Genomic DNA, 25,138 nt, shown 5'->3' with positions numbered 1-25,138 from the left:
GCGTGGCAGGGAAGGCGCAGAAAGACGAGCGTCCCGGGTGGGCGCCCCCGGTGCTGCGCGGCGACCGCCTGGAGGCGGGGCTGCGCACGCTGGAGCTCGACGTCCGCCGCCGGCTCGACGGCCTGCTGCAGGGCAACCACCTCGGCCTCGTGCCGGGTCCCGGCTCCGAGCCGGGTGAGGCGCGGCCGTACCAGCCGGGCGACGACGTGCGGCGGATGGACTGGGCCGTCACGGCCCGCACGACCACCCCGCACATCCGCGAGACGGTGGCCGACCGCGAGCTGGAGACGTGGGTGGTCGCGGACATGTCCGCGAGCCTCGACTTCGGCACCGCGCTGTGCGAGAAACGCGACCTGGTGGTGTGCGCGACGGCCGCCGTCGCCCACCTCACCGGCGGGGGCGGCAACCGCATCGGCGCGCTCGTGTCCAACGGCCAGGGTGTGAACCGCATCCCCGCGCGCGGCGGGCTCGCCCACGCGCGCGGCCTGATCCGGCGGCTGGCCGAGACCCCGCGGGCGCCCGAAGGCGTCCGGGGAGATCTCGCCGACGCGCTGGAGCAGCTTCGCCGTCCGCCGCGGCGGCGGGGCCTGGGCGTGGTGATCTCGGACTTCCTGGGACCCACCGACTGGCAGCGGCCGTTGCGCGCGCTCGGCGGGCACCACGAGCTCATCGCCATCGAAGTCCTCGACCCGCGCGACGTGGACCTGCCCGACGTGGGCACCGTCGTCCTGGCCGACCCGGAGACAGGGAAACAGCGCGAAGTGCACGCTTCCGCCTTGCTGCGCAAGGAGTTCGGCGCCGCGGCGCACGCCCACCGGCAGGACGTCGCGGCCGGGCTGCGCCGCGCGGGTGCGGCGCACCTGGTGCTGCGCACCGACTCCGACTGGATCGCCGACATGGTGCGGTTCGTGGTCGCCCGCAAGCGCCGCTGGTCGGGAGGTGTCGCATGAGCTTGGCCGGGTTCACGTCGCCGTGGTGGTTCCTGCTGCTGATCCTGGTGGCGGCCGTCGCCGTCGCCTACGTGCTCGCCCAGCGCGCGCGGCGCAAGCGCGTGATGCGGTTCGCGAACCTGGAGCTGCTCGACAAGGTCGCGCCGAAGACGCAGGGCTGGATCCGGCACCTGCCGGCGGTGCTGATCGTGCTGTCGCTGCTTGTGCTGACAGTGGCCCTGGCCGGGCCTACCGCCGAGCAGAAGGTGCCGCGCAACCGCGCCACGGTCGTGCTGGTGATCGACGTGTCGCTGTCGATGGAGGCCACCGACGTCACGCCCAACCGCCTGAAGGCGGCACAGGACGCGGCCAAGCAGTTCGCGGAGAACATGACCCCGGGCGTGAACCTCGGGCTGATCTCCTTCGCGGGCACCGCGACCGTCCTGGTCAACCCGACCACCGACCGCGCCGGCGTGGTGAAGGCGATCGACAACCTGAAGCTCGCGCAGTCCACCGCGACCGGTGAAGGCATCTTCGCGGCCATGCAGTCGATCGAGAGCTTCTCGGCCGTGGTCGGCGGCGCCGACGGTCCGCCGCCGGCGCGCATCGTGCTGATGAGCGACGGCAAGCAGACCGTGCCGGAGGATCTCTACGCCCCGCGCGGCGCGTACACCGCGGCGCAGGCGGCGAAGCAGGCGCAGATGCCGATCTCGTCGATCTCGTTCGGCACCACCCACGGTTCGGTCGACATCGAGGGCAAACCACAGGACGTGCGGGTCGACGACGACTCCCTGAAGGAGATCGCCCGGCTGTCCGGCGGCGACTTCTACAAGGCCGCCAGCGCCGACGAGCTGAAGAAGGTCTACGCCGACCTCGGCGAGCAGATCGGTTACGAGCTCAAGAACGCCGACGCGAGCAAGCCCTGGGTCGTGATCGGCACCCTGGTGCTGATGGTCGGGGCGGCGGCCGCGTTGCTGATCGGGCAGAGACTCCCGTAGCGGGCGTCAGCCTGGCGGCGGGCCGAACCCGTTCTGCCGCCAGGCTTCGTAGATCGTGATGGCCGCGGTGTTGGCCAGGTTGAGCGAGCGGCTCGTGGGCAGCATCGGCAGCCGCACCCGGTCGGTGATCTCGGCCGAGTGCTGCACGGCGTCGGGCAGGCCGGCGGACTCCGGGCCGAACAGCAGCACGTCGCCGGGTTCGTAGGCCACGTCGGTGTAGAGGCGCGTGGCCTTGGCACTGAACGCGTAGACCTTGGCCGGCAACAGCGCGTGCCATGCGGCGGCGAGGTCCGCGTGCACGTGGACGCGGGCGAGGTCGTGGTAGTCGAGCCCGGCGCGGCGCAGCTGCTTGTCCTCGAGCGTGAACCCCAGCGGCTCCACCAGGTGCAGCTCACAGCCGGTGTTGGCGGCCAGCCGGATGGCGTTGCCGGTGTTCGGCGGGATCTCGGGGTGGTAGAAGAGCACGCGGAACATGGCCGGACCTCGAACGTCAGGAAGCGGTGGGTGCGGGCAGGTGGGCCGCGTAGACGTCGCGCACGGCGGCGGGCGGCTCGGTCTTGCGCAGGGTCACGGGGTCGATGAACACGTAGCGGATCTTCGCCTCGGTGGTGAGCTTGCCGCCGCGGCGGATCTCCGACTCGTAGACCATCGACGTGGTCCCGAGATGGGTGAGGAACACCGACACCACGAGGTCGTCGTCGTAGCGGCACGGCGCGCGGTAGCGCAGGTTCGACTCCGCGACCACCACGTCGATCCCCGTGGCCAGGAACGCCTCGTGCGAGCCGAACAGCGCCTTCTCGACCTCGAAGGAGGCCATGTCGACGTAGGCCAGGTAGTGCGCGTTGAAGACGATCCCCTGGCCGTCGCACTCGTGGTAGCGCACGCGCAAGGGCATCTCGACCAGCGGTCGGCGCGGTGGGGTCACGCGACCAATCTAGCGAGCGCGGATCCGCCGTGGAGCGCCCGGTACGTGTCGGCGGCCCCGGGGTGCAGCGGCACGGGCTGGGTGCCGATGAGCGTGCGCACGTCGAGGAACTGCGTCCCGACGGCTTGTGCCGGGACCAGATCGGCCGCGCGCCCGGCGAGCACCCGCACCACCGCCGCGGCGACGTCCGAAGGCAGCCGCGGGGCGCAGACGAGCAGGTTCGCCACGCCGATCGTCGCCGGCGCCCCGACTCCCGCGTACGCGCCGGCGGGGACCTGGACCTGTTCGTAGACCGGCCCGTGCTTCGCGCGCAGCGCGGGGATCACCGACGCGAGCGGCAGCAGGGCGAGCGGCGTCGTGCGGTTGAGCTCGGCCAGCGCCGGGGTCGGGAGGCCGCCGGACCACAGGAGCGCGTCGATGCGCTGGCTCTGCAGCGCGGCGATGGCGTCCGCCAGCGGCAAGTGCTGCGCCACCACCGACACGCCCGCCGCCGCGAACACGCGCTCGCCCAGCTGCGCGGCGCCCGATCCGCCCGCGCCGACGGACACCGGCCGTCCGGCCAGGTCCCGCAGCTGCGCGAAGTGATCGTCCGCGCGCACCACGAGCTGCAGGTAGTTCTCGTAGACGCGGCCCAGCGCCTGCACCGGCACCGGCGCGGGGAACGGCGCCCGGCCCGCGAGCGCCGACTGCGCGACGTCCGCGAGCACCAGTCCCAGGTCGGCCTTTCCGTCGCGGACTCGCTCGACGTTCACGACACTCGCCTCGGTCGGCACAGCCGTGCAGTGCAAGCGCGGCTCCGCCCGGCTCACCTCGGCCGCGAGCACCTCCGCGAACGCCAGGTAGAACCCGCCCTCCTCCCCGGCGGCGATCGTGACGGGCCGCTCGGGGCCGCGATACGCGGGTGCGCACCCGGCCAGCGCGAGGCCGAGTCCGCCGAGCAACGCCGTGCGGCGCGTGATCGTCATGGCGTCACCGCCGGCAGGGTCACGCGGACCTGCAACCCGTGCGGGGCGTTGGCGCGCAGTTCGAGGGTGCCCCCGCGGGCCCGGGTCTGCTCGCGCGCGATGGCGAGGCCGAGGCCCGTGCCGCGGGGCGCGCCGTCGCCGCCGGCGCGCCAGAAGCGGTCCGTCGCGCGGGCCAGGTCGGCGGTGGGCAGACCGGGGCCGTCGTCGGTGATGACGAGGGTGGCGGCGCCCGGCGAGGTCTCCCACGCGGCGGAGATGGTGGCGCCGCGGCCGGCGTGGTGGACCGCGTTGTCGAGGAGCACGTCGAGGATCTGCGCGAGCTCGCCCTCGGGAGTGTGGACGAGGACCGGTTCGTCGTGGCCAGAGCAGGGGAGCAGGGTGGCCCCGACGTCGTCGGCGGCGGGGCGCCAGGCGTCGACGCGCTCGGCGAGCACGGCGGCGAGGTCGGCCGGTTCGTCCGCCGCGCCGGCGGCGATGCGGGTGGCGGTGGACTCCGCGGTGGCGAGCGCCAGGAGCCCGTCGAGGATGCGTTCGAGTCGCTCGACCTCCGCGACGATCGCGCGGTACGCGGGCTGGTCGGCCTCGGCCGAGGCGAGGGAGTCGACGCGCAGCCGCAGCGCGGCCATCGGGTTGCGCAGCTGGTGGGAGGTGTCCGCGACGAGCCGGTGCTGCTGGTCGGCGGCCTCGGCCACGGCGTCGGACATGCGGTTCACCGAAGCCGCCAGCGACCGCAGCTCGCGCGGCCCGGAGCTTTCCGGTACCTGTGCGCGGTGGCCGCCCGCGACGGCCAGCACACCCGTCTCGAGCTCCACCAGCGGCCGCACCATCCACCGGGCCAGCAGCACCGCCAGCAGGACGAACACGGCGGCCACGAGCAGCGCCCCGGCCGCGATCGCGCTCCAGCGGGCGGCGACGTCGGCGGCCGCCGCGGCCACGGAAGCGCGCAGCACCACCACGCCGGCCACCCGCGTGCCCGAACCCACCGGCCGCGCGAACAGCACCGGCCCGGCCGACCACGGGCTCAGCCGCTCGACGCGCGGCGCCGGCTCGTTGCGCATGGTCGCCTCCACGAGCGCACGCACCTCCGGCGCCGCGGCCGTGAGCCCACCCGTCTGCACCAGCGGCGCGCGCTGCGCGTCGACGACCACCACGGCCTCGCCGTAGAGCGCCGAGTACCGCTCGGCTTCGGCGTCGAGGGCCGCCGGGTCGTGGGCGTCGACCGCCTGCTGCGCCAGGACTCCGAACCTGTCGACGTCGCTGCTGCGGGAGATCACCAGCTGCTGCGTGCGCTGCTCCGCGGTGCTCGCCAGCAGCGGCACCGCGAACGCGGCCACCACGAGCAGCGCGAGCGCGACCAGAACGACGAGCAGGCGGGTGCGCACCGCTCAGCCCCGGCCCAGCCGGTAGCCGAAGCCGCGGATCGTGGTGAGCAGGCCCGGGCGGTCGAGCTTGGCGCGCAGCTGTGTCATGTGGACGTCCAGCGACCGCGAGATGGCGAGGTACGCGTCGCCCCACACCTCGTCCATCAGCTGCTGGCGGCTCACGGCGGTTCCGGGCCGCGCGGCGAGCACGGCCAGCACCGCGAACTCCTTCGTCGTCAGCCCGATGTCCCGGCCCGCCACGAGGACGCGGCGCCCGCCGAGGTCGATCTCGACGTCTTCGAGCCGCACCACGGCGTCGTCGGCCGGGGTGTCGCGCCCGCCCGCCCGGCGCACGACGGCGTCCATCCGCGCGAGCAGTTCGGCCAGCCGCACGGGTTTCGTGAGGTAGTCGTCGGCACCCAGGCGCAGCCCGCGGACGACGGAGCGCTCGTCGCCGCGCGCGGTCAGCACGATCACGGGCACGCCCGAGACCTGGCGGATCTTGCGCAGCACGTCGAGCCCGTCGAGGTCCGGCAGGCCGAGGTCGAGCAGCAGCAGGTCGGCCTCGCGGTGCCGGTGCAGCGCGTCGGCACCACGGCCGACGCTGGTCACGGTGTGGCCGCGCGCCTGCAGCGTCTCGGCGAGCGCACCGGCGACCCCGGTGTCGTCCTCCACGAGCAGCACGCGCACGGCCGTCCTCCCGGTCAGTCTTCGTCCCGCTCCAGTGCGGACGAACGCGACGTTTCGCGCATTGTCCCGTACACGACGAGCGAGACGAGGATGCAGCCCGCGACGTACCAGAAGAACAGGGATTCGTGCCCCGCCTTCTTCAGCGCCTGCGCGATGAGCTCGGCCGTGCCACCGAAGATCGCCACCGTCAGCGCGTACGGCAGGCCGACGCCGAGCGCGCGGATCCGCGTGGGGAACAGCTCGGCCTTCACGATCGCGTTGATGGACGTGTAGCCCGTGACGATCACGAGCGCGCCGAGCAGCAGCAGGAAGGCGAGCACCGGCTGTTTGGTGTGTGCCATCGTCGTCATGATCGGGACGGTGAGCACGGTGCCCGCGATGCCGAAGAACATCAGCAGCTTCCGCCGGCCGATCCGGTCCGACAGCCGCCCGGCCACCGGCTGCAGGAGCGCGAACACGAGCAACGCGACGAACAGGATCCACGTCACCGTGCGGCGCGGGATGCCGGCGGTGTTCTCGAGGAACTTCTGCGTGTAGGTCGCGTAGGTGTAGAAGGCGACCGTGCCGCCGAGCGTGAGGCCGACGACGAGTGCGATCTCCTTGGGGTACTTCACGAGCGTGCGCAGCGTGCCGCGTTCGCCGGCCTGCCTGCCGGACCCTGATCCGGACTCCGCGGCCACGCGCTCGTAGCTGGCCGACTCGTCCATGCTGCGCCGCAACGCCATCACCACCACGGCCGCGACGGCGCCGACGACGAACGCGATGCGCCAGCCCCAGTCGCCCATCTGCGCCTCGGTGAGCACGCTCTGCAGGATCAGCTGCAGCCCGAGCGCGAGCAGCTGCCCGCCGACGAGCGTCACGTACTGGAAGCTGGAGTAGAACCCGCGTTTGCCGGGAGTGGCCACTTCGGACAGATACGTTGCCGACGTCGAGTACTCACCACCCACGGAGAGGCCCTGCAGCAGCCGCGCGAGCACGAGCAGGATCGGCGCCGCGACGCCGATGGCCGCGTAACCCGGCGTCGCCGCGATGAGCAGCGAGCCGAACGCCATCATCGAAACCGAGAGCACGAGCGCGCTGCGGCGCCCGAACCGGTCGGCGAAGCGGCCGAGCAGCCAGCCGCCCAGCGGGCGCATCAGGAACCCGACGGCGAACACGGCCGCGGTGTTGAGGAACTGGGCCGTCGCGTCGCCGCCGGGGAAGAACGCTTTGGCGAAGTAGATCGTGAACGCCGAGTAGGCGTACCAGTCGTACCACTCGACGAGGTTGCCGATGGAGCCGCGCAGCACGTTGCCGACGACTCGCCGCTCGCCCTCTCGGGTCGCCGGGGTGGGGATCCGGGTAGTCATCCTTGACCTCCTGTGTCGCGACACACGGTGACCACCGGAGCACGCGCGCGGCAAGGTCGCAGCGCTGTTCCTTACCTGTCCTTAGGCGAGTTCCGAGCGTCTCGGAGGGCCCGGGGACCGGCGATCCTGATCACGTTTTGTGCGGATCGCACGCCCGGCCTTCCCCCGGTTTGTAGGAACCCTCTGGTCTGCGCAAACGGACCGGCGCGCCGCGCCCTAACCTCCGCTCTGGACTTCCGCGCCCGGCCCGGACGCGGAGGTGGCGCCGGGTGCGGCGACGCCGCGCGCGGCCGATAGCCTCGTCCCCACGCGTTCGCGACAGGGACACCGAGCAGAGGGAGACGTGCAGTGGGACGGTCGGTCTTGGTCACCGGCGGCAACCGGGGTATCGGTCTGGCGATCGCCCGGGATCTCGCCGAGCAGGGCCACCAGGTGGCGGTCACCCACCGCGGCTCCGGCGCGCCGGAAGGGCTCTTCGGGGTCGAAGCGGACGTCACGGACGCCGAGCAGATCGACGCCGCGTTCAAGCTGGTCGAGGAGCACCAGGGCCCCGTCGAGGTGCTGGTGTCCAACGCCGGGCTCACCGACGACACGCTGCTGATGCGCATGAGCGAGGAGCAGTTCGAGCGTGTGGTGAACGCGAACCTCACCGGCGCGTTCCGGGTCGCCAAGCGCGCGTCGCGCGGCATGCTGCGCGCCCGCTGGGGCCGGTTCATCTTCATCTCGTCGGTCGTCGGGCTCTCCGGCTCGGCGGGCCAGGCGAACTACGCCGCGTCGAAGGCCGGCCTCGTCGGGTTCTCGCGCTCGCTCGCGCGGGAGCTCGGCTCGCGCAACATCACGTCCAACGTGATCGCGCCCGGCTTCGTGCGCACCGACATGACCGACGCGCTCGGCGAGGACCGCAAGAAGGAGATCCTCGCCAACGTGCCCACCGGCCGCTACGCCGAGCCGGCCGAGATCGCCGCGGCCGTGCGCTACCTCGCCTCGGACGACGCCGCCTACGTCAACGGCGCGGTGCTGCCGGTCGACGGCGGCCTCGGCCTCGGCCACTGACCTGCCGACTTTTCGCGACCACCCCTAGCGACATCACCCGAGACCTGGAGGAACCCGTTGCCCGGACTGCTCGAAGGCAAGCGGCTGCTGATCACCGGTGTCATCACCGACGCCTCGCTCGCGTTCCACGCGGCCAAGATCGCGCAGCAGGAGGGCGCTGAGGTCGTGCTCACCGGCTTCGGCCGCCTCTCGCTGGTGAAGACGATCGCCAAGCGCCTCCCGAAGCCGGCGCCGGTGCTCGAGCTCGACGTGACCAACTCCGAGCACCTGGACTCGCTGGCCGACCGCGTGCGCGAGCACGTCGACGGCCTCGACGGCGTGCTGCACTCCATCGGCTTCGCCCCGCAGACCTGCCTGGGCGCGCCGTTCCTGGACGCGCCGAGCGACGACGTGAAGATCGCCGTGGACGTGTCGGCGTTCTCGTTCAAGTCGCTGGCCGTGGCGACATTGCCGCTGCTCTCGCGCGGCTCGTCGATCGTCGGCATGGACTTCGACGCGCGCGTGGCGTGGCCGGCCTACAACTGGATGGGCGTCGCGAAGGCGGCCCTGGAGTCGGTGAACCGCTACCTCGCGCGCGACCTCGGCCCGCGCGGCATCCGCGTGAACCTGGTCAGCGCCGGCCCGATGAAGACCATGGCCGCGAAGTCGATCCCGGGCTTCAATGAGCTCGAAGACGGCTGGAACGACCGCGCCCCGCTCGGCTGGGACAGCTCCGACCCGGACCCGACGGCCAAGACCGTCTGCGTCGCGCTGTCGGACTGGCTGCCCGCCACCACCGGCTCGATGATCATGGTCGACGGCGGCGTGCACGCGCTCGGCATCTGAGTTTCTTCCCTTACGGTGAACGGCTCCCGCGATGTGTTCGCGGGAGCCGTTCACCGTTTCATTGCGTGGCGGGTTGGACCACCGGCTCGTCGGGGGAGAGCGCCGGACGGCGTGGCGTGCGGGCGTCGTCCGAGCGCTGCAGGCGCAGCGCGAACGTCAGGGCGGCCAGCGCCAGCCCGCCGAGGCCCACGCTCACCCAGGCGACACTGGGGAAGCCGAGGCCCGCGTTGATCGCGACCCCGCCGACCCACGGGCCCGCGGTGTTGCCGACGTTGAAGCCGGACGTGGTGCTGGCGCCGACCAAAGTGGACGATCCGCCCGCGACCGAGTAGGCGCGGACGTTGAGGGCCGGATTGGCCGCGAACGCCGCGGCGCCGAGCACGAGGACCGCGGTCACGGCCACCGCCACGTCCGAGGTGACCGCCAGCGCAACGAGCGCGACGACGGCCAGCGCCAGGCTGCCGTAGAGCGTCGCGAACGGGTGGGCGTCGGCGAGCTTGCCGCCCGCGAGGATGCCGATGAACGCGCCGGCGCCGAAGAGCACCAGCACGAGCGGGACCCACGAAGACGGCAGGCCGTCGGTCGTCGTGAGCAACGGCGCGAGGTAGCTGAACGTCGCGAAGACCATGGCCTGCGTCAGCGCGATCACGCCCAGTGCCAGCCACACGCGTCCGTTGCGGAAGACCCGCAGCTCGGTCCGCACCCGCAGCGCCGAGGAGTCCGAGACCGTGCGCGGCACGAACGCGAGCACGCCGACGACGGCCAGCACGGTCAGCGCCGCCACGGCCCAGAACGCGGTGCGCCAGCCGGCGTGCTGGCCGAGGAGGGTGCCGGCGGGGACGCCGGCGATGTTCGCCAGCGTCAGGCCGCCGACCAGCACCGCGAGCGCACGGCCGCGGCGCGCGGCGGGGACGAGCGAGACCGTGGTTGCCGCGGCGACGGCCCAGAACCCGGCGCAGGCCAATGCGCTCACGATGCGGGTCGCGAAGAGCAGCCCGTAGCCCGGGGCGAGCGCACCGACGACGTGCGAGCCGGCGAACACCACGAGAAGCGCGAGCAGGGTCGTGCGGCGGGGCAGCCTGAGCGTGCCGACGGCCAGCAGCGGCGCGCCGACCACCATGCCGACGGCGAACGCCGAAATGAGCAGGCCGGCGTCGGGGATGCTGACGCCGAGGTCGGCCGCCATCCCGGGCAGCAGGCCAGTGATCATGAACTCCGAGGTGCCGAGGGCGAAGATGCTGAGCCCGAGCACGAAGACGGCCAAAGGCACGGTTCGTCTCTCCTTGAGGATCGTCTGGTATTGGATCGTCTGGTACAAAACTGGCCCGTGACGCATCGGCGCTGATGCCGGGGTGAAAAAAGGGCGAGAGGGTGGCGCGGTCGGGGGTGGGGTCAGCGGCGGGCGAGCGCGGCGACGGCGATGTCGGCCACCGCCGTCATGGGCGGACGTTGCGCGCCGCGACGCGACATCAGCCGCAGCCCGCTCACGGTGCTGTGCACGAACTCCGCGATGTCGCGCGGATCCCGGTCGCGGGTGATGCTGCCGTCGGCCTGGCCGACGCGGGCGCATTCGGCGAGTGAGGCCAGGTGTGCGGCAGTGTCGGCCTCGACGCGCGCCGCGATCTCGGGGTCCGCGGTGCCGAACTCGGCCACGGTGTTCACCACCAGGCAGCCGCGGCGGCCGTGGGTGAGCTCGTCGTCGATCACCGACGCCAGGAGCCGCCGGATCGCGTCGAGCCCGTCATCGGCTTCTTCCAGTACGGCGGCCCGGCTGCGGACACCGAGCTCGATGTAGTGCTCGAGCGCGCGCCGGAACAGGATTTCCTTGCTGGTGAAGGTGTTGTACACGCTGCTGCGCCCGAGCCCGGTCGCGGCGCAGAGGTCCTGCGTCGAGGTCGCCTCGTAACCGTGGGCCCAGAAGGCGTTCATGGCGCCTTCGAGGGCTTCGGTCTCGTCGAACTCGCGTGGCCTTGGCATGAGCACACCGTACCAGGTTTTGGATAGCTCGGTACACAATGAGCCCGCTCCGTCGTGGGCGCCGCCACAGGGGCAAGATGGACACCGTGGGTTACGACGCGTTGTTATGGCTTTCGTTCGGCGGTCCGGAGGGGCCCGACGAGGTGATGCCGTTCCTCGAGAACGTCACCCGGGGCCGCGGGGTGCCGCGCGAGCGGCTGCTGGAGGTCGCCGAGCACTACCAGCACTTCGGCGGGGTGTCGCCGATCAACCGGCTCAACCGCGCGGCCATCGCGGCCGTCGAGAAGCAGCTGGCGGCCGAGGGACTCGACCTGCCGGTGTACTTCGGCAACCGCAACTGGCAGCCCATGGTGGAGGACACCGTGGCGCGGATGAAGGCCGACGGCGTGCGGCGCGTGCTCGCGTTTCCCACCAGTGCCTACGGCGGTTACTCCGCGTGCCGTCAGTACGACGAGGACATCGTGCGCGCCCGCGAAGCCGTGGGTCCGGATGCCCCGGAGATCGTGAAGCTGCGCCAGTTCTTCGATCACCCGCTGTTCGTCTCCGCCGTCGCCGACGCGGTGCGCGCCGCCCACGGGAGCCTCGGCGACCGGCCCGGCACGCGCACGGTCTTCACCGCGCACTCCGTGCCCGTGAGCGCCGACGTCGCGTCCGGCCCGCCCGCGGAAGGGGGACGGCGCTACTCCCGCCAGATCGCCGAGGCGGCGCGGCTCGTGGCCGCCGAGGCGGGCATCGCGGAGTACGACGTGGTCTGGCAGTCGCGCTCGGGGCCGCCGCAGGTGCCGTGGCTGGAGCCGGACATCGTCGACCACCTCGACGCGCTGCACGCCGACGGTGTGAAGTCCGTGGTCGTCAGCCCGATCGGCTTCGTCTCGGACCACCTCGAGGTGATCTGGGACCTCGACAACGAAGCCGCCGAGCGCGCCGCCGAACACGGCATGGCCTTCGCCCGTGCCGCGACGCCCGACGTGGACCCGCGCTTCGCCGAGCTGGTCGTGGAACTGGTGCGCGAGCACGTTTCCGGCGCCCCGGCCCGCAAGCTCTCGCCCTTCCCGGCCGGCGGCTGCTCGGTCAACGGCGCGCCCTGCTCGATCGGGTGCTGCGAGCCCGCGAAGCGTCCCGCCCGCTGAGCTGAAAAGCCCGCGTTGTCCGGGAAAACCGGGCAACGCGGGCAAAACCTCGCTGTTCGCTCTCGGCTGAGCCGCGGTTCCTGGCAGTCAACTCACCGCCGGGAACCTCACGGCTGCCGGTCGGCCTGCTCCGCGAACACCCGCACCGCTTCGTTGACCGACGCCGTCCGAGCCGTGCGCACGGCGTCGGACAGCGGCCGCAGCGCTTCGGCCCGGCGGCTGGCGGCCGAAGCGGACAGCGCGCCACCAGGGTCGTCGGTGCGTGCGATGGCCAGGATCGCCGAGATCTCCTCCGCGCGCTGCAACACTCGCAGCGCCCGCGCGGGCGTGCCGGCCGGCCACTCGACCTGCGGCCGCGACCGCAGGTGCGCCGACAGCTCGGCGCGCACGCCGGGGCGGTCGCTGGCCACGTCGAGGGCCTGCAAGGCACCCGCGCTGGCGCGGATCGCGTCCGTGAGCCCGTGTTCGGCGTCGGGCAGCGACTGGTACTCCAGCGGAACCGGGGTGGGCACCGAGTAGACCGTCCAGCGCATGAGCCCCTCGGCGATCGGCTCGGGCACGAGGCCGAAGCCGAGCTCGGTCAGTACCACCGCGTCACCGCAGCGCAGCGCCGCTTCGGCGAACGGGCCGCCGCCGCCGAGCCCGCGGACGTCGCCGGGCACGGGGAGCACGAGCTGGGCCATCTTCACGCCCTGCGCGCGCAGCGCCATGAGGAGCTGGACCGGGGTGGCGGCGCGGTGGAACGCCAGCGGGAGCTCGAAAGCTTCGGCGGCGGGGGCGTCGGCCGCGACGACGTCGTGCGCTTCGCCCCAGGCAGCGAGGGCGTCGAGCACATCATCGGAAGCCGCGGCTCCGTTGAGCCACGCGGAGGACCAGACGGCGAGGGTCGCACTGGGACGGCACACGACGCCCTATTTTACCGGTAGCCCACACTTCGTGGACGATCGCCCACGCTGGAGTCGCTCCACGTCGACGTACGCCGAAACGGTAAGTAGCGTCGATGCCGTGACCGTTGTCCCAGACTCACTTCCCCGTACCGCAGGCGAGCTCCGCGCCGCCGGGTACACCCCGCGCCCCATCGCGCAGGAGATCCACGACAACCTGCTGGCCGCCCTTCGTGAAGGCCGCGACGCGTGGCCCGGCATCGTCGGCTTCTCCCGCACCGTCCTGCCGCAGCTCGAGCGCGCGCTGCTCGCCGGCCACGACGTCGTCCTGCTCGGCGAACGAGGCCAGGGCAAGACCCGCCTGCTGCGCACCCTCGCCGGCCTGCTCGACGAGTGGACTCCCGTCATCGAGGGCTCCGAGCTCGGCGAGCACCCCCTCGACCCCATCACCCCCGCCTCGATCCGCCGCGCGGCGGAGCTGGGCGACGACCTGCCCGTGGCGTGGCGCCACCGCAGCGAGCGCTACACCGAGAAGCTCGCGACGCCGGACACGTCCGTCGGTGACCTCATCGGCGACGTCGACCCGGTGAAGGTGGCCGAGGGCCGCAGCCTGGGCGATCCGGAGACGATCCACTTCGGGCTCGTCCCGCGCGCCCACCGCGGCATCGTGGCGATCAACGAACTGCCCGACCTCGCCGAGCGCATCCAGGTCGCGCTGCTCAACGTGATGGAGGAGCGCGACATCCAGGTCCGCGGCTACACGCTGCGGCTGCCGCTGGACGTCCTGCTCGTCGCCACCGCGAACCCCGAGGACTACACCAACCGCGGCCGCATCATCACGCCGCTGAAGGACCGCTTCGGCGCGGAGATCCGCACGCACTACCCGCTCGACGTCGACGCCGAAGTGGCCGTGGTGAAGCAGGAGGCGCACCTGGTCGCCGAGGTCGGCGAGCCGCTGCTGGAGGTGCTGGCCCGGTTCGTGCGCAACCTGCGCGAATCGCCGGTGATCGACCAGCGCTCCGGTGTGTCGGCGCGCTTCGCCGTGGCTGCCGCCGAAACCGTCGCCGCCGCGGCGCTGCGCCGCGCCGCGCTCACGGGGGAGGCCCCGGCCGTCGCGCGGCCGGTCGACCTCGAAGCGGTGCCCGCCGTGCTGCGCGGGAAGATCGAGTTCGAGCCGGGCGAAGAGGGCCGCGAGGTCGAGCACCTCGTGCACCTGATGCGCCGGGCCGTCGCCGAGACCGCTCGCGAGCGCTTCGCCGGACTGGACCTGCGTCCGCTGTCCGACGCCGTCGCCGACGGCCACCTGGTGGCCACCGGCGAGCGCGTGCCGGCCCGAGACGTGCTCGCGGCCCTGCCGGAACTGCCGGTGCTGCACGAGGTCGCCCAGCGTGCCGGGGTGTCCTCCGACGAGCCGGCCGGTCGCATCGCGGCCGCGGTGGAGCTGGCCCTGGAGTCGCTGTTCCTCGCCCGTCGGCTGGCGAAGGACTCCGACGAGAACACCACGGTGTACGGCCAGTAATGCCGCTCATTCCCGAGGGGTACTCCTACGGCCCGTGGCACGACGGGCCGGACCCGCTGGCGCCGCCGGCGGACCTGCGCGACGCGCTCGACGAGATCGGCCGCGAGGTGATGGCCGGCGCGTCGCCGCGCTCGGCACTGGAGGAGCTGCTGCGCCGCGGCACCGAGCGCACGTCGGGGCTCGACGAGCTCACGCGGCGGTTGTGGCAGCGGCGTTCGGAGATCCAGCGCCGCCACCGGCTCGACGGCACGCTGCAGGAGGTGCAGCAGCTGCTGAGCGAGGCGCTGACCGCCGAGCGCCGTGAGCTGTTCCCGGACCCGGACGACGAGGCGCGCTTCCGCGAGGCGCAGCTCGACGCCCTCCCGCCGGGCACCGCCGCGGCCGTGCGTGAGCTGAGCGAGTACGACTGGCGCTCGTCGGAGGGCCGGCAGAAGTACGAGCAGATCCGCGACCTGCTCGGCCGCGAGGCGCTCGACGCGCGGTTCCAGGGCATGAAGCAGGCGCTGCAGAACGCCGGGCCCGAGGACGTCGAGCAGGTCAACCAGATGCTGTCCGACCTCAACGCACTGCTGCAGGCCCACGCGCAGGGTGCCGACGACATCGACGAGCGGTTCGCGGAGTTCATGAACCGCCACGGCGAGTTCTTCCCGGAGAACCCGCGCAACGTCGAGGAGCTGATCGACGCGCTGGCCGCCCGGTCGGCCGCCGCGCAGCGCATGATGAACTCGATGTCGGCCGAGCAGCGTGCCGAGCTGATGGAGCTGTCCCAGCAGGCGTTCGGCGACCCGCGCATCGCCCAGCAGCTGTCCGCGCTCGACGCGGCGCTGCAGGCGCTGCGGCCGGGGGAGGACTGGCAGGGCTCGGAGCGCTTCCGCGGCCAGGACCCGCTGGGGATGGGCGAGGGCGCGCAGGCGATGCAGGACCTCGCGGAGCTCGACGGGCTGGCCGAGCAGCTGGGCCAGGCCTACCCGGGCGCCCGGCTCGAGGACATCGACATGGACGCGCTGCAGCGCCAGCTGGGTCCCGACGCCGGTGTCGACGCGCAGCGACTGTCCGAACTGGAGCGTGAGCTGCGCCGGCAGGGCCTGTTCGAACGCGCGGCCGACGGCACGCTCCGCCTGTCGCCCAAGGCGTTGCGGCGCCTGGGCGAGACGGCACTGTCCGATGTGGTCAACTCGCTGCGCGGCAAGACCGGTGAGCGGGAGACCGAGTCCGCCGGAGCCGCGGGGGAGCCCACGGGCTCGAGCCGGCCGTGGCGGTTCGGGGACATGCAGCCGTGGGACGTGCCGCGCACGGTCCGCAACGCGGTGCTGCGCTCGACGTCGCTCGGCTCGCGCGCGGTGACGCTCGACGTCGAGGACGTGGAGGTCGTCGAGACCGAGCACCGCTCGCGCGCGGCCGTGGCGCTGCTGGTGGACACGTCGTGGTCGATGGTGCAGGAGGACCGCTGGCTGCCGATGAAGCGCACCGCGCTCGCACTGCACCAGCTGATCAGCACGCGCTTCCGCAACGACGCGCTGCAGCTGATCACCTTCGGCCGCTACGCGATGAAGGTGGACCTGCCGGAGCTGGTGGGCCTGGAGGGCACGTGGGAGCAGGGCACCAACGCCCACCATGCGCTCCTGCTGGCCGGCCAGCACCTGCGCCGCCACCCCGACGCGCAGCCCGTGGTGCTGATGGTCACCGACGGCGAGCCGACCGCCCACCTCGAACCCGACGGTGAAGCGGTGTTCGACTACCCGCCGGACCCGCGCACGATCTACAAGACACTGTCCGAAGTGGACCGGATCGCCAAGATGGGCGCCTCGGTCACGGTCTTCCGCCTCGGCGAGGACCCGCGGCTGGAAGCGTTCGTCGACACCATCGCCCGCCGCTCCGGCGGCCGCGTGGTGGCCCCCGACCTCGACGGCCTGGGCGCCGCCGTCGTCGGCGACTACCTCCGCAACCGAAGGGATTGACCCGGCTCCGGCTCCGCTGGCAGCGACCACCACCCGAGATCGCGCCGACGGAGCCGGGCCAAGGTCACAACGTTCGATTTCTCACCGGGTGGGAAAGGGGACGGCCGTCCCGTTTACAGTCGAGTCATGCAGACTTGGACCTCCGTCGACGTGCCCCGGTTGCCGGGCACGCCCCGCCCGCTTCGGCTCCACGACACGTCGACCGGGCAGATCCGCCCGACGGCTCCGGGTCCCACCGCCCGGATGTACGTCTGCGGCATCACGCCCTACGACGCCACGCACCTCGGCCACGCGGCGACCTACCTGGCGTTCGACCTGGTCAACCGCATCTGGCGGGACAACGGGCACGAGGTCCACTACGTGCAGAACGTGACCGACATCGACGACCCGCTGCTGGAGCGCGCCGAGCGTGACTCCGACGACTGGGTGGTGCTCGCGATGCGCGAGACGGCGCTGTTCCGCGAGGACATGGAGGCGCTGCGCGTGCTGCCGCCGCGGCAGTTCGTGAGCGTGGTGGAGGCGATCCCGGAGATCGTGGAGGTCGTGGCGAAGCTGGTGGCCAACGGCAGCGCCTACCGGGTGGACGACCCGGAGTATCCGGACGTGTACTTCGACCACGCGGCGAGCGGCCGGTTCGGGTACGAGTCGCGTTACGACGAAGAGACGATGGCGAAGTTCTTCGCCGAGCGCGGCGGTGACCCCGACCGCGTGGGCAAGCGGCACCCGCTCGACGCGCTGCTGTGGCGGGTCGCGCGGGAGGGCGAGCCGTCGTGGGAGTCGGAGCTGGGCGCCGGGCGGCCGGGCTGGCACATCGAGTGCAGCGCGATCTCGGTGAACCGGCTCGGATTCGGGTTCGACCTGCAGGGCGGTGGTTCGGACCTGCGGTTCCCGCACCACGAGTACAGCGCCGCGCACGCCGAGGCCGTGGCGGGGGAGCACCCGTTCGCGCGCCACTACGTGCACGCCGGGATGATCGGCCTCGACGGCGAGAAGATGTCCAAGTCGCGCGGCAACCTGGTGTTCGTCTCCCGGCTGCGCGCCGACGGCGTGGACCCCTCGGCCATCCGGCTCGCTCTGTTCTCCGGCCACTACCGCGACGACCGGCCCTGGACCGACGCGCTGCTGATCGAGGCGCAGGAACGCCTGGCCCGCTGGCGCGAAGCCGTGGCGCTCCCCGCGGGCCCCGACGCGACGGAAACCCTCGCCCGCCTGCGCGACCACCTCTCCGACGACCTCGACACCCCCCAGGCCCTCACGGCCATCGACGCCTGGGCCACCGAAGCCCTTCGCCGAGACGGCAAGGACACCGCGGCTCCCGGATTGATCAAGCTCGCCGTCGATGCCTTGCTGGGCATCTCCCTCTGACGGTCAACCGCTGAGCAACGCTGCCGGCCCGGGACCTTCCCGGGTCGGCAGCATCTGTATAACGACCTATACGGCGACGGTTTCGGCGGCCGTCAGCTCCAGGTGGTCACCGTGCCAGTGACGGCGCAGCCATCGATCATGAGAAGCGACGACGACGGCGCCCGGGGCGTCGTCGAGGGCGGCGAAGAGCTCCTCGGCGAGGGTGAGCGAGATGTGGTTGGTCGGCTCGTCGAGCAGGAGCACGTCCGGCGGGTCCGCGAGCAGCACGGCCAGCGCGAGGCGCCGCCGCTGGCCCACGGACAGCTCGCAGACGGGCCGGCCGAGGTCGCGCGAGGACAGCAGGCCCGAGCGGGACAACGGTGGCGCGTCGTCCCCTAGCGCGGCGCGGTAGACCTCGTGGGCGACGCGCTGCGGATCGGGAAACACCACGTCCTGCTCCAGGAGCCCCACCCGCAGCCCGGGTCCGAAGTGGACGGACCCGCCGGTGGGGGTGAGGCGGCCGGCCAGCACCGACAGGAGCGTGGACTTGCCCGCGCCGTTGCCGCCGGTCACGAGCAGCCGCGCCGTGCCGCTCACGTCCAGCCGGTCGAGGGCCAGCCGGCCCGGCACGTCCAGGTCCCGCACCGAGATCGCGGGTCCTTCGCCTGACGCGGCGGCCGTGAGGCGCGCCCGGAACCGCAGCGGCGCGGGCGGTTTGCGCACCTGGTCCTGTTCGAGCTCGTCGAGCCGCAACTGGGCGTTGCGGACGCGGCGGGACACCTGCTTCTGCACCCGCCCTCCCTTGAAGTTGTAGAGGTTCTTGTCGCCGTCGGACTGCGCGCGGTTGTGCGCGACCCGCCGCGCCGTGACCGCGACCGACTCCCGCAGCTCCTTCAGCTCGTCCTGCTCTTCGGCGAAGCGCTGTTCCCACCGCGCGCGTTCGGCCCGCTTCTGGTCGAGGTAGTCGCTGTAGGTGCCGCCGTAGCGCGTCGCCCCGCCCACGAGCCGGTCGGCCGGCGCCGGGTCGAGGTCGACGATGTCGGTGCACACCGCGTCGAGGAACACGCGGTCGTGCGACGACAGCACGACGATGCCGGACAGCTCCGCGAGGTGGTGCTCCAGGAACTCCATCGCGGTGTCGTCGAGGTGGTTGGTCGGCTCGTCGAGCAGCAGCGTGGCGGGGCGGCGGATGAGCAGCGCCGCCAGCCCGAGCCGGGACCGCTGCCCGCCCGACATCTCGCCGAGACGCCGGTCGCGCCCGAGCGCGCCGAGACCCAGCCCGTCGCACACCAGCTCGGCGCGGCGGTCGGCGTCCCAGAGTTCGTGGACCTGCGCCCACTCCAGGAGCTTCCCGTACTCGTCGAGCACGCCCGCGTCGTCGGGCCGGTCGGTCATCGCCGCGGTGAGCGCGTCGAGCCGCGCGGCGGCCGCGCGGATGTCGGCCAGCGCGTGGTCGAGGACGTCGGCGAAGGTCGCCGACGCCGGGAACGGCAGCTCCTGCAGCAGGAAGCCGACGTCGTCGCCGCGCACGATCTCGCCCGAGCGCGGCTGTTCGAGGCCCGCGAGCAGGCGCAGCAGCGTGGACTTGCCGGTGCCGTTCTCGCCGACGAGCCCGAGGCGGCGCCCGGCCGACGCGGTGAGGGAGACGCCGTCGAGGACGGTCCTGGTGCCGTAGCCGAACACGACGTCGGTGGCTTTGAGGGACAAAGACATGAGGGATCACCGGCCCTGGTGGGTGAAGCGGGTTCCCCGACGGGACTCGTGGCTCGCGGGAGCGGGGCTCGACCGGGAGCGGGGCTCGACCGGGAGCTGCCTCGGTGCGGGAAAGGGCTGGGCTCAGTTGTCCATGATGGGAAGAGGTTAACGCAACACGAGTAGGGTTAGTCAACCCCGAATTTCGCGGGGCGGCCGCGCGGCCTCCTCGACCTGCTGTGTGGCCAGGTCGGCGGCGGTCTCGCCGTCGGTCAGGAACGACACCAGGGCGGTGAGCTGACGGCGGTCGAACCCGGCCAGGCGCTCGCCGAACCGCTGGGCGAGCGGGGCGTAGAGCTCGGTCAGCTCCGCCATGCGGTCGGGCAGTGCCCGCACGCGCAGCCGCCGGCGGTCGGCCGGGTCGGGCGCGCGCTCCACGAGCCGGGCGTGCTCCATCCGGTCGAGCATCCGCGTGAACGCGCCGGTGGTCATCCCGAGCAGCCGCGCCAGCTCCGTGGGGGAGTCGGTGGCGCCGCTGTGCACGAGCTGCAGGCAGTGCAGCTCGGCCGGGGTCACGCCGAGCCGGTCGGCGACCGCGGTGTGGAAGCGGACCGTCGCGCTCACGAACCGGGGGAGGGCCAGCGCGGCGGCGGTGGCGAGTTCTCGCTGGTGGGGCAACGGACCGTCCTCGGCGCGGGAGTGGCTGGCGGAGACAACGACTGCACGAAGCAGTAACTATCCGTGATGGTAACGAAGCCCGTTGACAGCAGGTCGGGCGGCTGCAACTCTGAAAGGGGAGTTTCGAAAGAAGCCTTTCAGATAATCGGAGGACCGATGGCCGAGCTGCCGCCGCGCAAACGCGTCGACGACGCCGAGCTGCTGCGCGCGCTGGCGCACCCGCTGCGTTCGGCGCTGCTGCACCACCTGATGGCCGTCGGGCCCCGCACGGCGAGCGAATGCGCCGAAGCCATCGGCTCCACCGCATCCAACTGCAGCTGGCACCTGCGCCGGCTCGCGCAGCACGGCCTCGTGGAACGCGCCGACGCCACCGACGGACGCGAGCGGCCCTGGCGCGCCCTCCAAGTCGGCCTCGACTTCGGCAACCTGGGGGACGACCCGGCGCTCAACCGGGCGCAGCTCGCCGTCGTGGGCACCCAGCTCGCGGAGGAACAGGACCTCACCCGGCGCTACCTGGACTCCCTCGAAACGCTCGACCCGGCCTGGCGCGCGGTGGGTGGGTTCAGCTCGTACACGCTGCAGGTCACGCCGGCGGAGCTCGACCGGCTGCTGCAGGCGGTCGACGCGCTGGTCCGCCCGTACGTCGGCGCCATCCGCGAAGACGCGCCGGACGGGGCGCTGCCGGTACACGTCGGCCTGCGCTCGTTCCTGCGGCTCGGGCCGGACGGGAAGCCGGTGTCGTGAGACAGCTGCTGGGCGTGCCCGCGTTCGTGCGGCTGTGGCTGGCCGCGTTCTTCGGCGAGTCCGCCGAGTGGATGCTGCAGGTCGCGCTGCCGGTGTTCCTCTTCGCGACCACCGGCTCGGCCGCGACGACGGCGCTCAGCGTGGTGCTCGGCCTGCTGCCGGCGGTGCTGCTGAGCCCGGTCGCCGGGGTCGTCGCGGACCGGTGGGACCGCCGGGTCGTGCTCGCCGCCGTGTGCGTCGGCCAGGCGGTGGTCGCGCTGCCGCTGCTCGCGGGCGACGGCATCCCCGTCGCACTCGTGTACCTGGTGATGGCCGCGCAGGCGGGCTGGCGTCGGTGTTCGAACCGGCGCGCAACGCGCTGGTGCCGGAGCTGGTCGGGGTCGCCGAGGTGACCGGCGCCAACGGCCTGATGAGCGTCAACGGCAGCGTCGCCCGGCTCGCGGGCGGCTGGGCCGGCGGCGTGCTGCTCGGCTGGGGCGGGCTGGACCGCGTGGTGCTCGGGTACCTCGGCGCGCTGGCCGTCGCGGCGGTGCTGCTCGCGCGCCCGTTCCCGGGTCCGGCGGCGCCGCGGGCCCGGAAGCCGCGCCGGGAGCCGGTCGTCGCCGCGTGGCTGGCCGGGCTGCGGGAGCTCACGCGGGACCCGCGGCTGCGGGCCACCGGGATCGCGACCGTGCTCGTGTCCGTGGCCCAGGGGATGTTCCTCGTGCTGTTCGTCGTCTTCGTGCTGGACGTGCTCGGTGGCAGCGAGGCCGACGCGGGGCTGCTGCGCGGCGTGCAGGCGATCGGGGGGCTGGTGGCGGGCTTCGCCGTGGCGACGCTCGCCCGGCGCGTGGCGGGCGCGACGCTGCTCGCGTGGGGCTCGCTCGCGACGGGACTGGTGTCGGCGCTGATCTGGAACGCCGCGGCCCTCACGACCGCGCTCGGGCTCTACGTGGGCCTGTTCGCGGCGGCCGGCGGGCCTGCCGTGGTCACCGGCGCCGGGCTGCTGGCGCACGTCCAGAGCGTGGCGGCGCCCGACCGCGCGGGGCGGGTGCTGAGCACGGTGTTCGCCGTGGTCGCGGCGGCCCAGGCCGCCGGGTCGATGCTCGCCGGGGCGCTGGTGGCCGTGACCGGTCCGGCGGTGCTGCTCGACGTGCAGGCCGGCATCTACGTCGTGGCCGGGCTGGTGCTGCTGGGGTGGCGTAAGGGGCGGTTCTGGCGATCTGCCGGTCGGGAAATGGCTACGGTGGAGGAGTGCCGTCTCTCTTCGCCACCAGCGACCTCCACGTGACCCACGAGGGCAACGGGCCGATCCTCGACCGCGTCGTGCCGGATTCGCCGGAAGACTGGCTGCTCGTGGTCGGTGACGTCGCCGAACGCTCGTCCGTCATCCGCGACACGCTCGCCACCCTGCGCGAGCGGTTCGCCAAGGTCGTGTGGGTGCCGGGCAACCACGAGCTGTGGACGACGCCGAAGGACGAGTCCCAGCTGCGCGGCCAGGCCCGCTACGAGTTCCTCGTGGAGCAGTGCCGGGAGATCGACGTGCTGACCCCCGAGGACGAGTTCCCCGTGTGGGACCACGGCGCCAAGCCGCTGACGATCGCGCCGCTGTTCGTGTTCTACGACTACAGCTGGCGCACCCCGGCCGCCGAGGGCAAGACGATCGAGGAGGCGCTCGCGATCTCCCGCGAGAACGGCGTGGTGTGCACGGACGAGTACTTCCTGCACCCCGACCCGTTCCCCAGCCGCCAGGCCTGGTGCGCCGAGCGCCTCAAGGTCAGCACCGACCGCCTCGACGCCATCCCGGCCGGGCACGGCACGATCCTCGTGTCGCACTGGCCGCTGCACCGCCACCCGACCGCGCCGCTGCACTACCCGGACTTCGCGCTGTGGTGCGGCACGACGGAGACCGAGGACTGGCACCTGCGCTACCGTGCCGAGCTCGCCGTGTACGGCCACCTGCACATCCCGCGCACGACGGCCGCCGACGGCGTGCGGTTCGAGGAGGTGTCGCTCGGCTACCCGCGCGAGTGGAGCCGCCGCGCCCGCGGGGCCGTGCCGCTGCGGAAGCTGCTGACGGCGTGACCGGGGAACCGCGGGTCCGCACCGTCCTCGGTGACATCACGCCCTTGTCGCTCGAGGTGTGCGACGCGCACGACCACCTGTTCTTCGCCTCCCGGCAGCTCGCCGGGCAGGAGCTCGACGACGCGGCGGCCGCCAACGCCGAGCTGCGCGCCTTCGCGGCCGCGGGCGGGCGCGCGGTGGTCCAGTGGACACCGTTCGGCCTCAACCGCCGCGCGGCCGACCTGGCCGCGCTTTCGGAGGCGACCGGCGTGCACGTCGTCGCCGCGACGGGCTTCCACCGCGCCGAGCACTACCCGGCCGAAGTCCTCGACCGCGTCTCCGACCGGCTGGCCGAGATCTTCGTGGCCGACCTGCTCGAAGGCATCCCGGCCGGTGACGACCCGGACGCCGGGCGGACCGGACCCCGCGCCGGTCTGATCAAGGTGGCGGGCGCGTTCCACGTCGTCGACCGGCACGCCCGCTGGACGATGGTCGCGGCCGCGCAGGCCCACCAGGAGACGGGCGCGCCGATCGCCGTGCACCTGGAGCTGGGCACCGCGGCCCGGGAGGTCGCCGACCTGCTGTGCGGCGAGCTGGCCGTGCCGCCGTCGCGCGTGATCCTGGGCCACCTCAACCGCAACCCCGACCTGCGGGTGCTGCGCGAGGTCGCCGACACCGGCGTCTTCCTGGGCTTCGACGGCCCGTCGCGCGCCAACCACGCCACCGACTGGCGCCTCACCGACCTGCTGTACGAGCTCGCGACCTCCGGTCACACCGGCCAGCTGCTCCTCGGCGGCGACACGACCACCGCCGCGGCGAGGCTGTCCTCCGGCGGCGGCCCCGGCATCCCGTACCTGCTCACGACGCTGCGACCCCGTCTCGTCCGAGCTCTCGGCGAAGACGTGGTGCAGGCGATGCTGGTCTCGAACCCGGCCCGCGCGTTCGCGGCCCGCTGGCGTCGCTGAACCGAGCCTCAAGACGGGAAAGGCCCCGACCGCGAGTGCGGCAGGGGCCTCCTCCGGCCGGATGGCGGCTCAGCGGAGGCCGAAGCCCCCGCCCTCCTGGCCCGGACGCCGCCGGCGCAGGTACCGCTCGAACTCGGCCGCGATCTTGTCGCCGGAGACCTCCTCCATGGTGAAGTCGGTTTCGGCGTCGCCGCGCTCTTCGAGGCTGCGGACGTACTCGCTGATCTCCTCGTCCTCGTCGGCCATCTCGCTGACGGTCCGCTGCCACTCCTCGGCCTGCTCGGGCAGCGCGCCCAGCGGGATCTCGACGTCGAGGACGTCTTCGAGCTTGTGCAGCAGCGCCAGCGTCGCCTTGGGGGACGGCGGGTGCGACACGTAGTGCGGCACGGCCGCCCAGATCGACACGGCGGGGATGCCGGCCTGCACGCAGTAGTCCTGCAGCACGCCCACGATCCCGGTCGGCCCCTGGTAGTTGTTCAGCTCGAGGCGGAACCGGCTCGCGGTGTCCTTGTCGTAGGCGGTCCCGGTGACCGGGACGGGCCGCGTGTGCGCGGTGTCGGCCAGCAGCGCGCCGAGCGCGACGACCGTGTCCACGTCGAGCTGCATGATGTGCTCCAGCAGCTCCGCGCAGAACGCGCGCCAGCGCATGTTCGGCTCGGGGCCCTGGACCAGCACCACGTCGCGGTCGAGGCCCTCGGGCCGGCAGATGGACAGGCGCGTGGTCGGCCACTCCACCTGCCGCGTCACGCCGTCGACCATGCTGATGGTCGGCCTGCTGACCTGGAAGTCGTAGTAGTCGTCCGGCTCCAGCTCCGCCAGCGGGGTGGCGTCCCAGTTGAGCTGCAGATGCTCGATCGCGCGGCTGGCCGCGTCACCAGCGTCGTTCCAGCCTTCGAAGGCCACCACCATCAGGGGGCGCTTCGATTCCGGGCGGGCGCGATCCGGGTCTCCGGGTCGCTGGGTCTCCTCGACTGGCTCACTCACCTTCCCAGCCTACGACCCTTCGCCCGTAACCTGTGCAGCATGTCCGACCGCGCGCCGTCACCACCGCCGCCCGCGCGCGGCGGCCGGGTCCCGGTGTGCGGGACGCGCCGGAGAGTCGCAGCTCA

At 72.8% G+C, this 25,138-nt stretch carries 23 protein-coding genes and 1 pseudogene; 12 read left to right on the top strand and 12 right to left on the bottom strand.

Features of this window, described 5'->3' with window-relative positions; translation table 11 throughout:
- The first annotated feature begins 2 nt into the window (after positions 1-2).
- Both ACQPXB_RS25745 and ACQPXB_RS25740 read left to right on the top strand, forming a co-directional pair.
- Positions 3-950, top strand: coding sequence for a DUF58 domain-containing protein (locus ACQPXB_RS25745; protein WP_366576231.1), 948 nt, complete (start codon positions 3-5; stop codon positions 948-950).
- Entirely contained in the window at positions 947-1,927 is a 981-nt protein-coding gene (locus ACQPXB_RS25740; RefSeq protein WP_432844715.1) for a VWA domain-containing protein, read from the top strand. The genes ACQPXB_RS25745 and ACQPXB_RS25740 overlap by 4 nt, the downstream gene beginning before the upstream one ends.
- Positions 1,928-1,933: 6 nt before the next feature.
- Here ACQPXB_RS25740 and ACQPXB_RS25735 read toward each other — a convergent pair whose 3' ends face one another.
- Genes ACQPXB_RS25735 through ACQPXB_RS25710 form a run of 6 tightly spaced genes read right to left on the bottom strand, consistent with a single transcriptional unit; the run spans position 1,934 to position 7,217 of the window.
- On the bottom strand, positions 1,934-2,401 hold the full coding sequence (locus ACQPXB_RS25735) for a tRNA (cytidine(34)-2'-O)-methyltransferase (RefSeq protein ID WP_432844714.1): 468 nt from the start codon (positions 2,399-2,401) through the stop codon (positions 1,934-1,936).
- 16 nt (positions 2,402-2,417) lie between these two features.
- Positions 2,418-2,852, bottom strand: coding sequence for an acyl-CoA thioesterase (locus tag ACQPXB_RS25730; RefSeq protein WP_366576225.1), 435 nt, complete (start codon positions 2,850-2,852; stop codon positions 2,418-2,420).
- Positions 2,849-3,817, bottom strand: coding sequence for a TAXI family TRAP transporter solute-binding subunit (locus tag ACQPXB_RS25725; RefSeq protein ID WP_432844713.1), 969 nt, complete (start codon positions 3,815-3,817; stop codon positions 2,849-2,851). Before ACQPXB_RS25725 ends, ACQPXB_RS25730 begins: the two co-directional genes overlap by 4 nt.
- Complete coding sequence (locus ACQPXB_RS25720) at positions 3,814-5,199, bottom strand: sensor histidine kinase (RefSeq protein ID WP_432844712.1); 1,386 nt, start codon at positions 5,197-5,199, stop codon at positions 3,814-3,816. The genes ACQPXB_RS25725 and ACQPXB_RS25720 overlap by 4 nt, the downstream gene beginning before the upstream one ends.
- Before the next feature lie 3 nt (positions 5,200-5,202).
- On the bottom strand, positions 5,203-5,868 hold the full coding sequence (locus ACQPXB_RS25715; RefSeq protein WP_432844711.1) for a response regulator transcription factor: 666 nt from the start codon (positions 5,866-5,868) through the stop codon (positions 5,203-5,205).
- 14 nt (positions 5,869-5,882) lie between these two features.
- A complete protein-coding gene (locus tag ACQPXB_RS25710; RefSeq protein WP_366576217.1) occupies positions 5,883-7,217 on the bottom strand; it encodes an MFS transporter in 1,335 nt (444 codons plus the stop codon).
- Positions 7,218-7,565: 348 nt separating this feature from the next.
- Between ACQPXB_RS25710 and fabG the strand changes: the two genes are divergently transcribed.
- Together fabG and fabI are read left to right on the top strand one after the other, a co-directional pair.
- Entirely contained in the window at positions 7,566-8,270 is a 705-nt protein-coding gene (gene fabG / locus ACQPXB_RS25705) for a beta-ketoacyl-ACP reductase (protein ID WP_285966883.1), read from the top strand.
- A gap of 57 nt (positions 8,271-8,327) precedes the next feature.
- Positions 8,328-9,095 (top strand): enoyl-ACP reductase FabI, encoded by a 768-nt coding sequence (fabI, locus tag ACQPXB_RS25700; RefSeq protein WP_360601602.1) that lies wholly within the window; start codon positions 8,328-8,330, stop codon positions 9,093-9,095.
- Between the two features lie 58 nt (positions 9,096-9,153).
- Here fabI and ACQPXB_RS25695 read toward each other — a convergent pair whose 3' ends face one another.
- Together ACQPXB_RS25695 and ACQPXB_RS25690 are read right to left on the bottom strand one after the other, a co-directional pair.
- Positions 9,154-10,365, bottom strand: coding sequence for a Cmx/CmrA family chloramphenicol efflux MFS transporter (locus ACQPXB_RS25695; protein WP_432844710.1), 1,212 nt, complete (start codon positions 10,363-10,365; stop codon positions 9,154-9,156).
- A 122-nt stretch (positions 10,366-10,487) separates the two neighbouring features.
- On the bottom strand, positions 10,488-11,072 hold the full coding sequence (locus ACQPXB_RS25690) for a TetR/AcrR family transcriptional regulator (protein WP_432844709.1): 585 nt from the start codon (positions 11,070-11,072) through the stop codon (positions 10,488-10,490).
- A gap of 86 nt (positions 11,073-11,158) precedes the next feature.
- Here ACQPXB_RS25690 and ACQPXB_RS25685 point away from each other — a divergent pair, with 86 nt between their 5' ends.
- The gene (locus ACQPXB_RS25685) at positions 11,159-12,202 is read left to right on the top strand and encodes a ferrochelatase (protein WP_432856784.1); all 1,044 of its coding nucleotides are present in this window, start codon (positions 11,159-11,161) and stop codon (positions 12,200-12,202) included.
- 107 nt (positions 12,203-12,309) lie between these two features.
- Here the strand turns inward: ACQPXB_RS25685 and ACQPXB_RS25680 are convergent, their stop codons facing one another.
- On the bottom strand, positions 12,310-13,107 hold the full coding sequence (locus ACQPXB_RS25680) for a hypothetical protein (protein WP_366576210.1): 798 nt from the start codon (positions 13,105-13,107) through the stop codon (positions 12,310-12,312).
- A gap of 100 nt (positions 13,108-13,207) precedes the next feature.
- On the opposite strand from ACQPXB_RS25680, the gene ACQPXB_RS25675 reads away from it, so the two are divergent.
- The 3 genes from ACQPXB_RS25675 (at position 13,208) to mshC (ending at position 17,928) form a co-directional block, all read left to right on the top strand.
- Positions 13,208-14,605 (top strand): ATP-binding protein, encoded by a 1,398-nt coding sequence (locus tag ACQPXB_RS25675; RefSeq protein WP_366576208.1) that lies wholly within the window; start codon positions 13,208-13,210, stop codon positions 14,603-14,605.
- A complete protein-coding gene (locus ACQPXB_RS25670; protein ID WP_366576206.1) occupies positions 14,605-16,563 on the top strand; it encodes a VWA domain-containing protein in 1,959 nt (652 codons plus the stop codon). The genes ACQPXB_RS25675 and ACQPXB_RS25670 overlap by 1 nt, the downstream gene beginning before the upstream one ends.
- A gap of 126 nt (positions 16,564-16,689) precedes the next feature.
- The gene (gene mshC, locus ACQPXB_RS25665; RefSeq protein WP_432844708.1) at positions 16,690-17,928 is read left to right on the top strand and encodes a cysteine--1-D-myo-inosityl 2-amino-2-deoxy-alpha-D-glucopyranoside ligase; all 1,239 of its coding nucleotides are present in this window, start codon (positions 16,690-16,692) and stop codon (positions 17,926-17,928) included.
- A gap of 66 nt (positions 17,929-17,994) precedes the next feature.
- Here mshC and ACQPXB_RS25660 read toward each other — a convergent pair whose 3' ends face one another.
- Together ACQPXB_RS25660 and ACQPXB_RS25655 are read right to left on the bottom strand one after the other, a co-directional pair.
- Positions 17,995-19,620 (bottom strand): ABC-F family ATP-binding cassette domain-containing protein, encoded by a 1,626-nt coding sequence (locus ACQPXB_RS25660; RefSeq protein WP_432844707.1) that lies wholly within the window; start codon positions 19,618-19,620, stop codon positions 17,995-17,997.
- A 171-nt stretch (positions 19,621-19,791) separates the two neighbouring features.
- Entirely contained in the window at positions 19,792-20,277 is a 486-nt protein-coding gene (locus ACQPXB_RS25655) for a MarR family winged helix-turn-helix transcriptional regulator (protein WP_432844706.1), read from the bottom strand.
- A 156-nt stretch (positions 20,278-20,433) separates the two neighbouring features.
- On the opposite strand from ACQPXB_RS25655, the gene ACQPXB_RS25650 reads away from it, so the two are divergent.
- The 4 genes and pseudogenes from ACQPXB_RS25650 to ACQPXB_RS25635 all read left to right on the top strand — a co-directional run bounded on the left by ACQPXB_RS25650 (position 20,434) and on the right by ACQPXB_RS25635 (position 24,029).
- Positions 20,434-21,021, top strand: a complete 588-nt coding sequence (locus ACQPXB_RS25650) for an ArsR/SmtB family transcription factor (protein ID WP_432844705.1) — start codon at positions 20,434-20,436, stop codon at positions 21,019-21,021.
- A pseudogene (locus ACQPXB_RS25645) lies at positions 21,018-22,291 on the top strand (MFS transporter). Before ACQPXB_RS25650 ends, ACQPXB_RS25645 begins: the two are co-directional and overlap by 4 nt.
- Positions 22,255-23,085, top strand: coding sequence for a metallophosphoesterase family protein (locus ACQPXB_RS25640; RefSeq protein ID WP_432844704.1), 831 nt, complete (start codon positions 22,255-22,257; stop codon positions 23,083-23,085). The pseudogene ACQPXB_RS25645 and the gene ACQPXB_RS25640 overlap by 37 nt, the downstream one beginning before the upstream one ends.
- Positions 23,082-24,029, top strand: coding sequence for a phosphotriesterase family protein (locus tag ACQPXB_RS25635; RefSeq protein ID WP_432844703.1), 948 nt, complete (start codon positions 23,082-23,084; stop codon positions 24,027-24,029). The genes ACQPXB_RS25640 and ACQPXB_RS25635 overlap by 4 nt, the downstream gene beginning before the upstream one ends.
- 69 nt (positions 24,030-24,098) lie before the next feature.
- Here ACQPXB_RS25635 and ACQPXB_RS25630 read toward each other — a convergent pair whose 3' ends face one another.
- The gene (locus ACQPXB_RS25630) at positions 24,099-25,013 is read right to left on the bottom strand and encodes a PAC2 family protein (protein ID WP_366576194.1); all 915 of its coding nucleotides are present in this window, start codon (positions 25,011-25,013) and stop codon (positions 24,099-24,101) included.
- Positions 25,014-25,138: the final 125 nt, after the last annotated feature.

Source organism: Amycolatopsis sp. CA-161197, from assembly GCF_050942255.1.
Taxonomy (GTDB): Bacteria; Actinomycetota; Actinomycetes; order Mycobacteriales; family Pseudonocardiaceae; genus Amycolatopsis.
The sequence above is the reverse complement of the archived record's forward strand: the minus strand, read 5'-3'. Positions and strand labels throughout refer to the sequence as shown.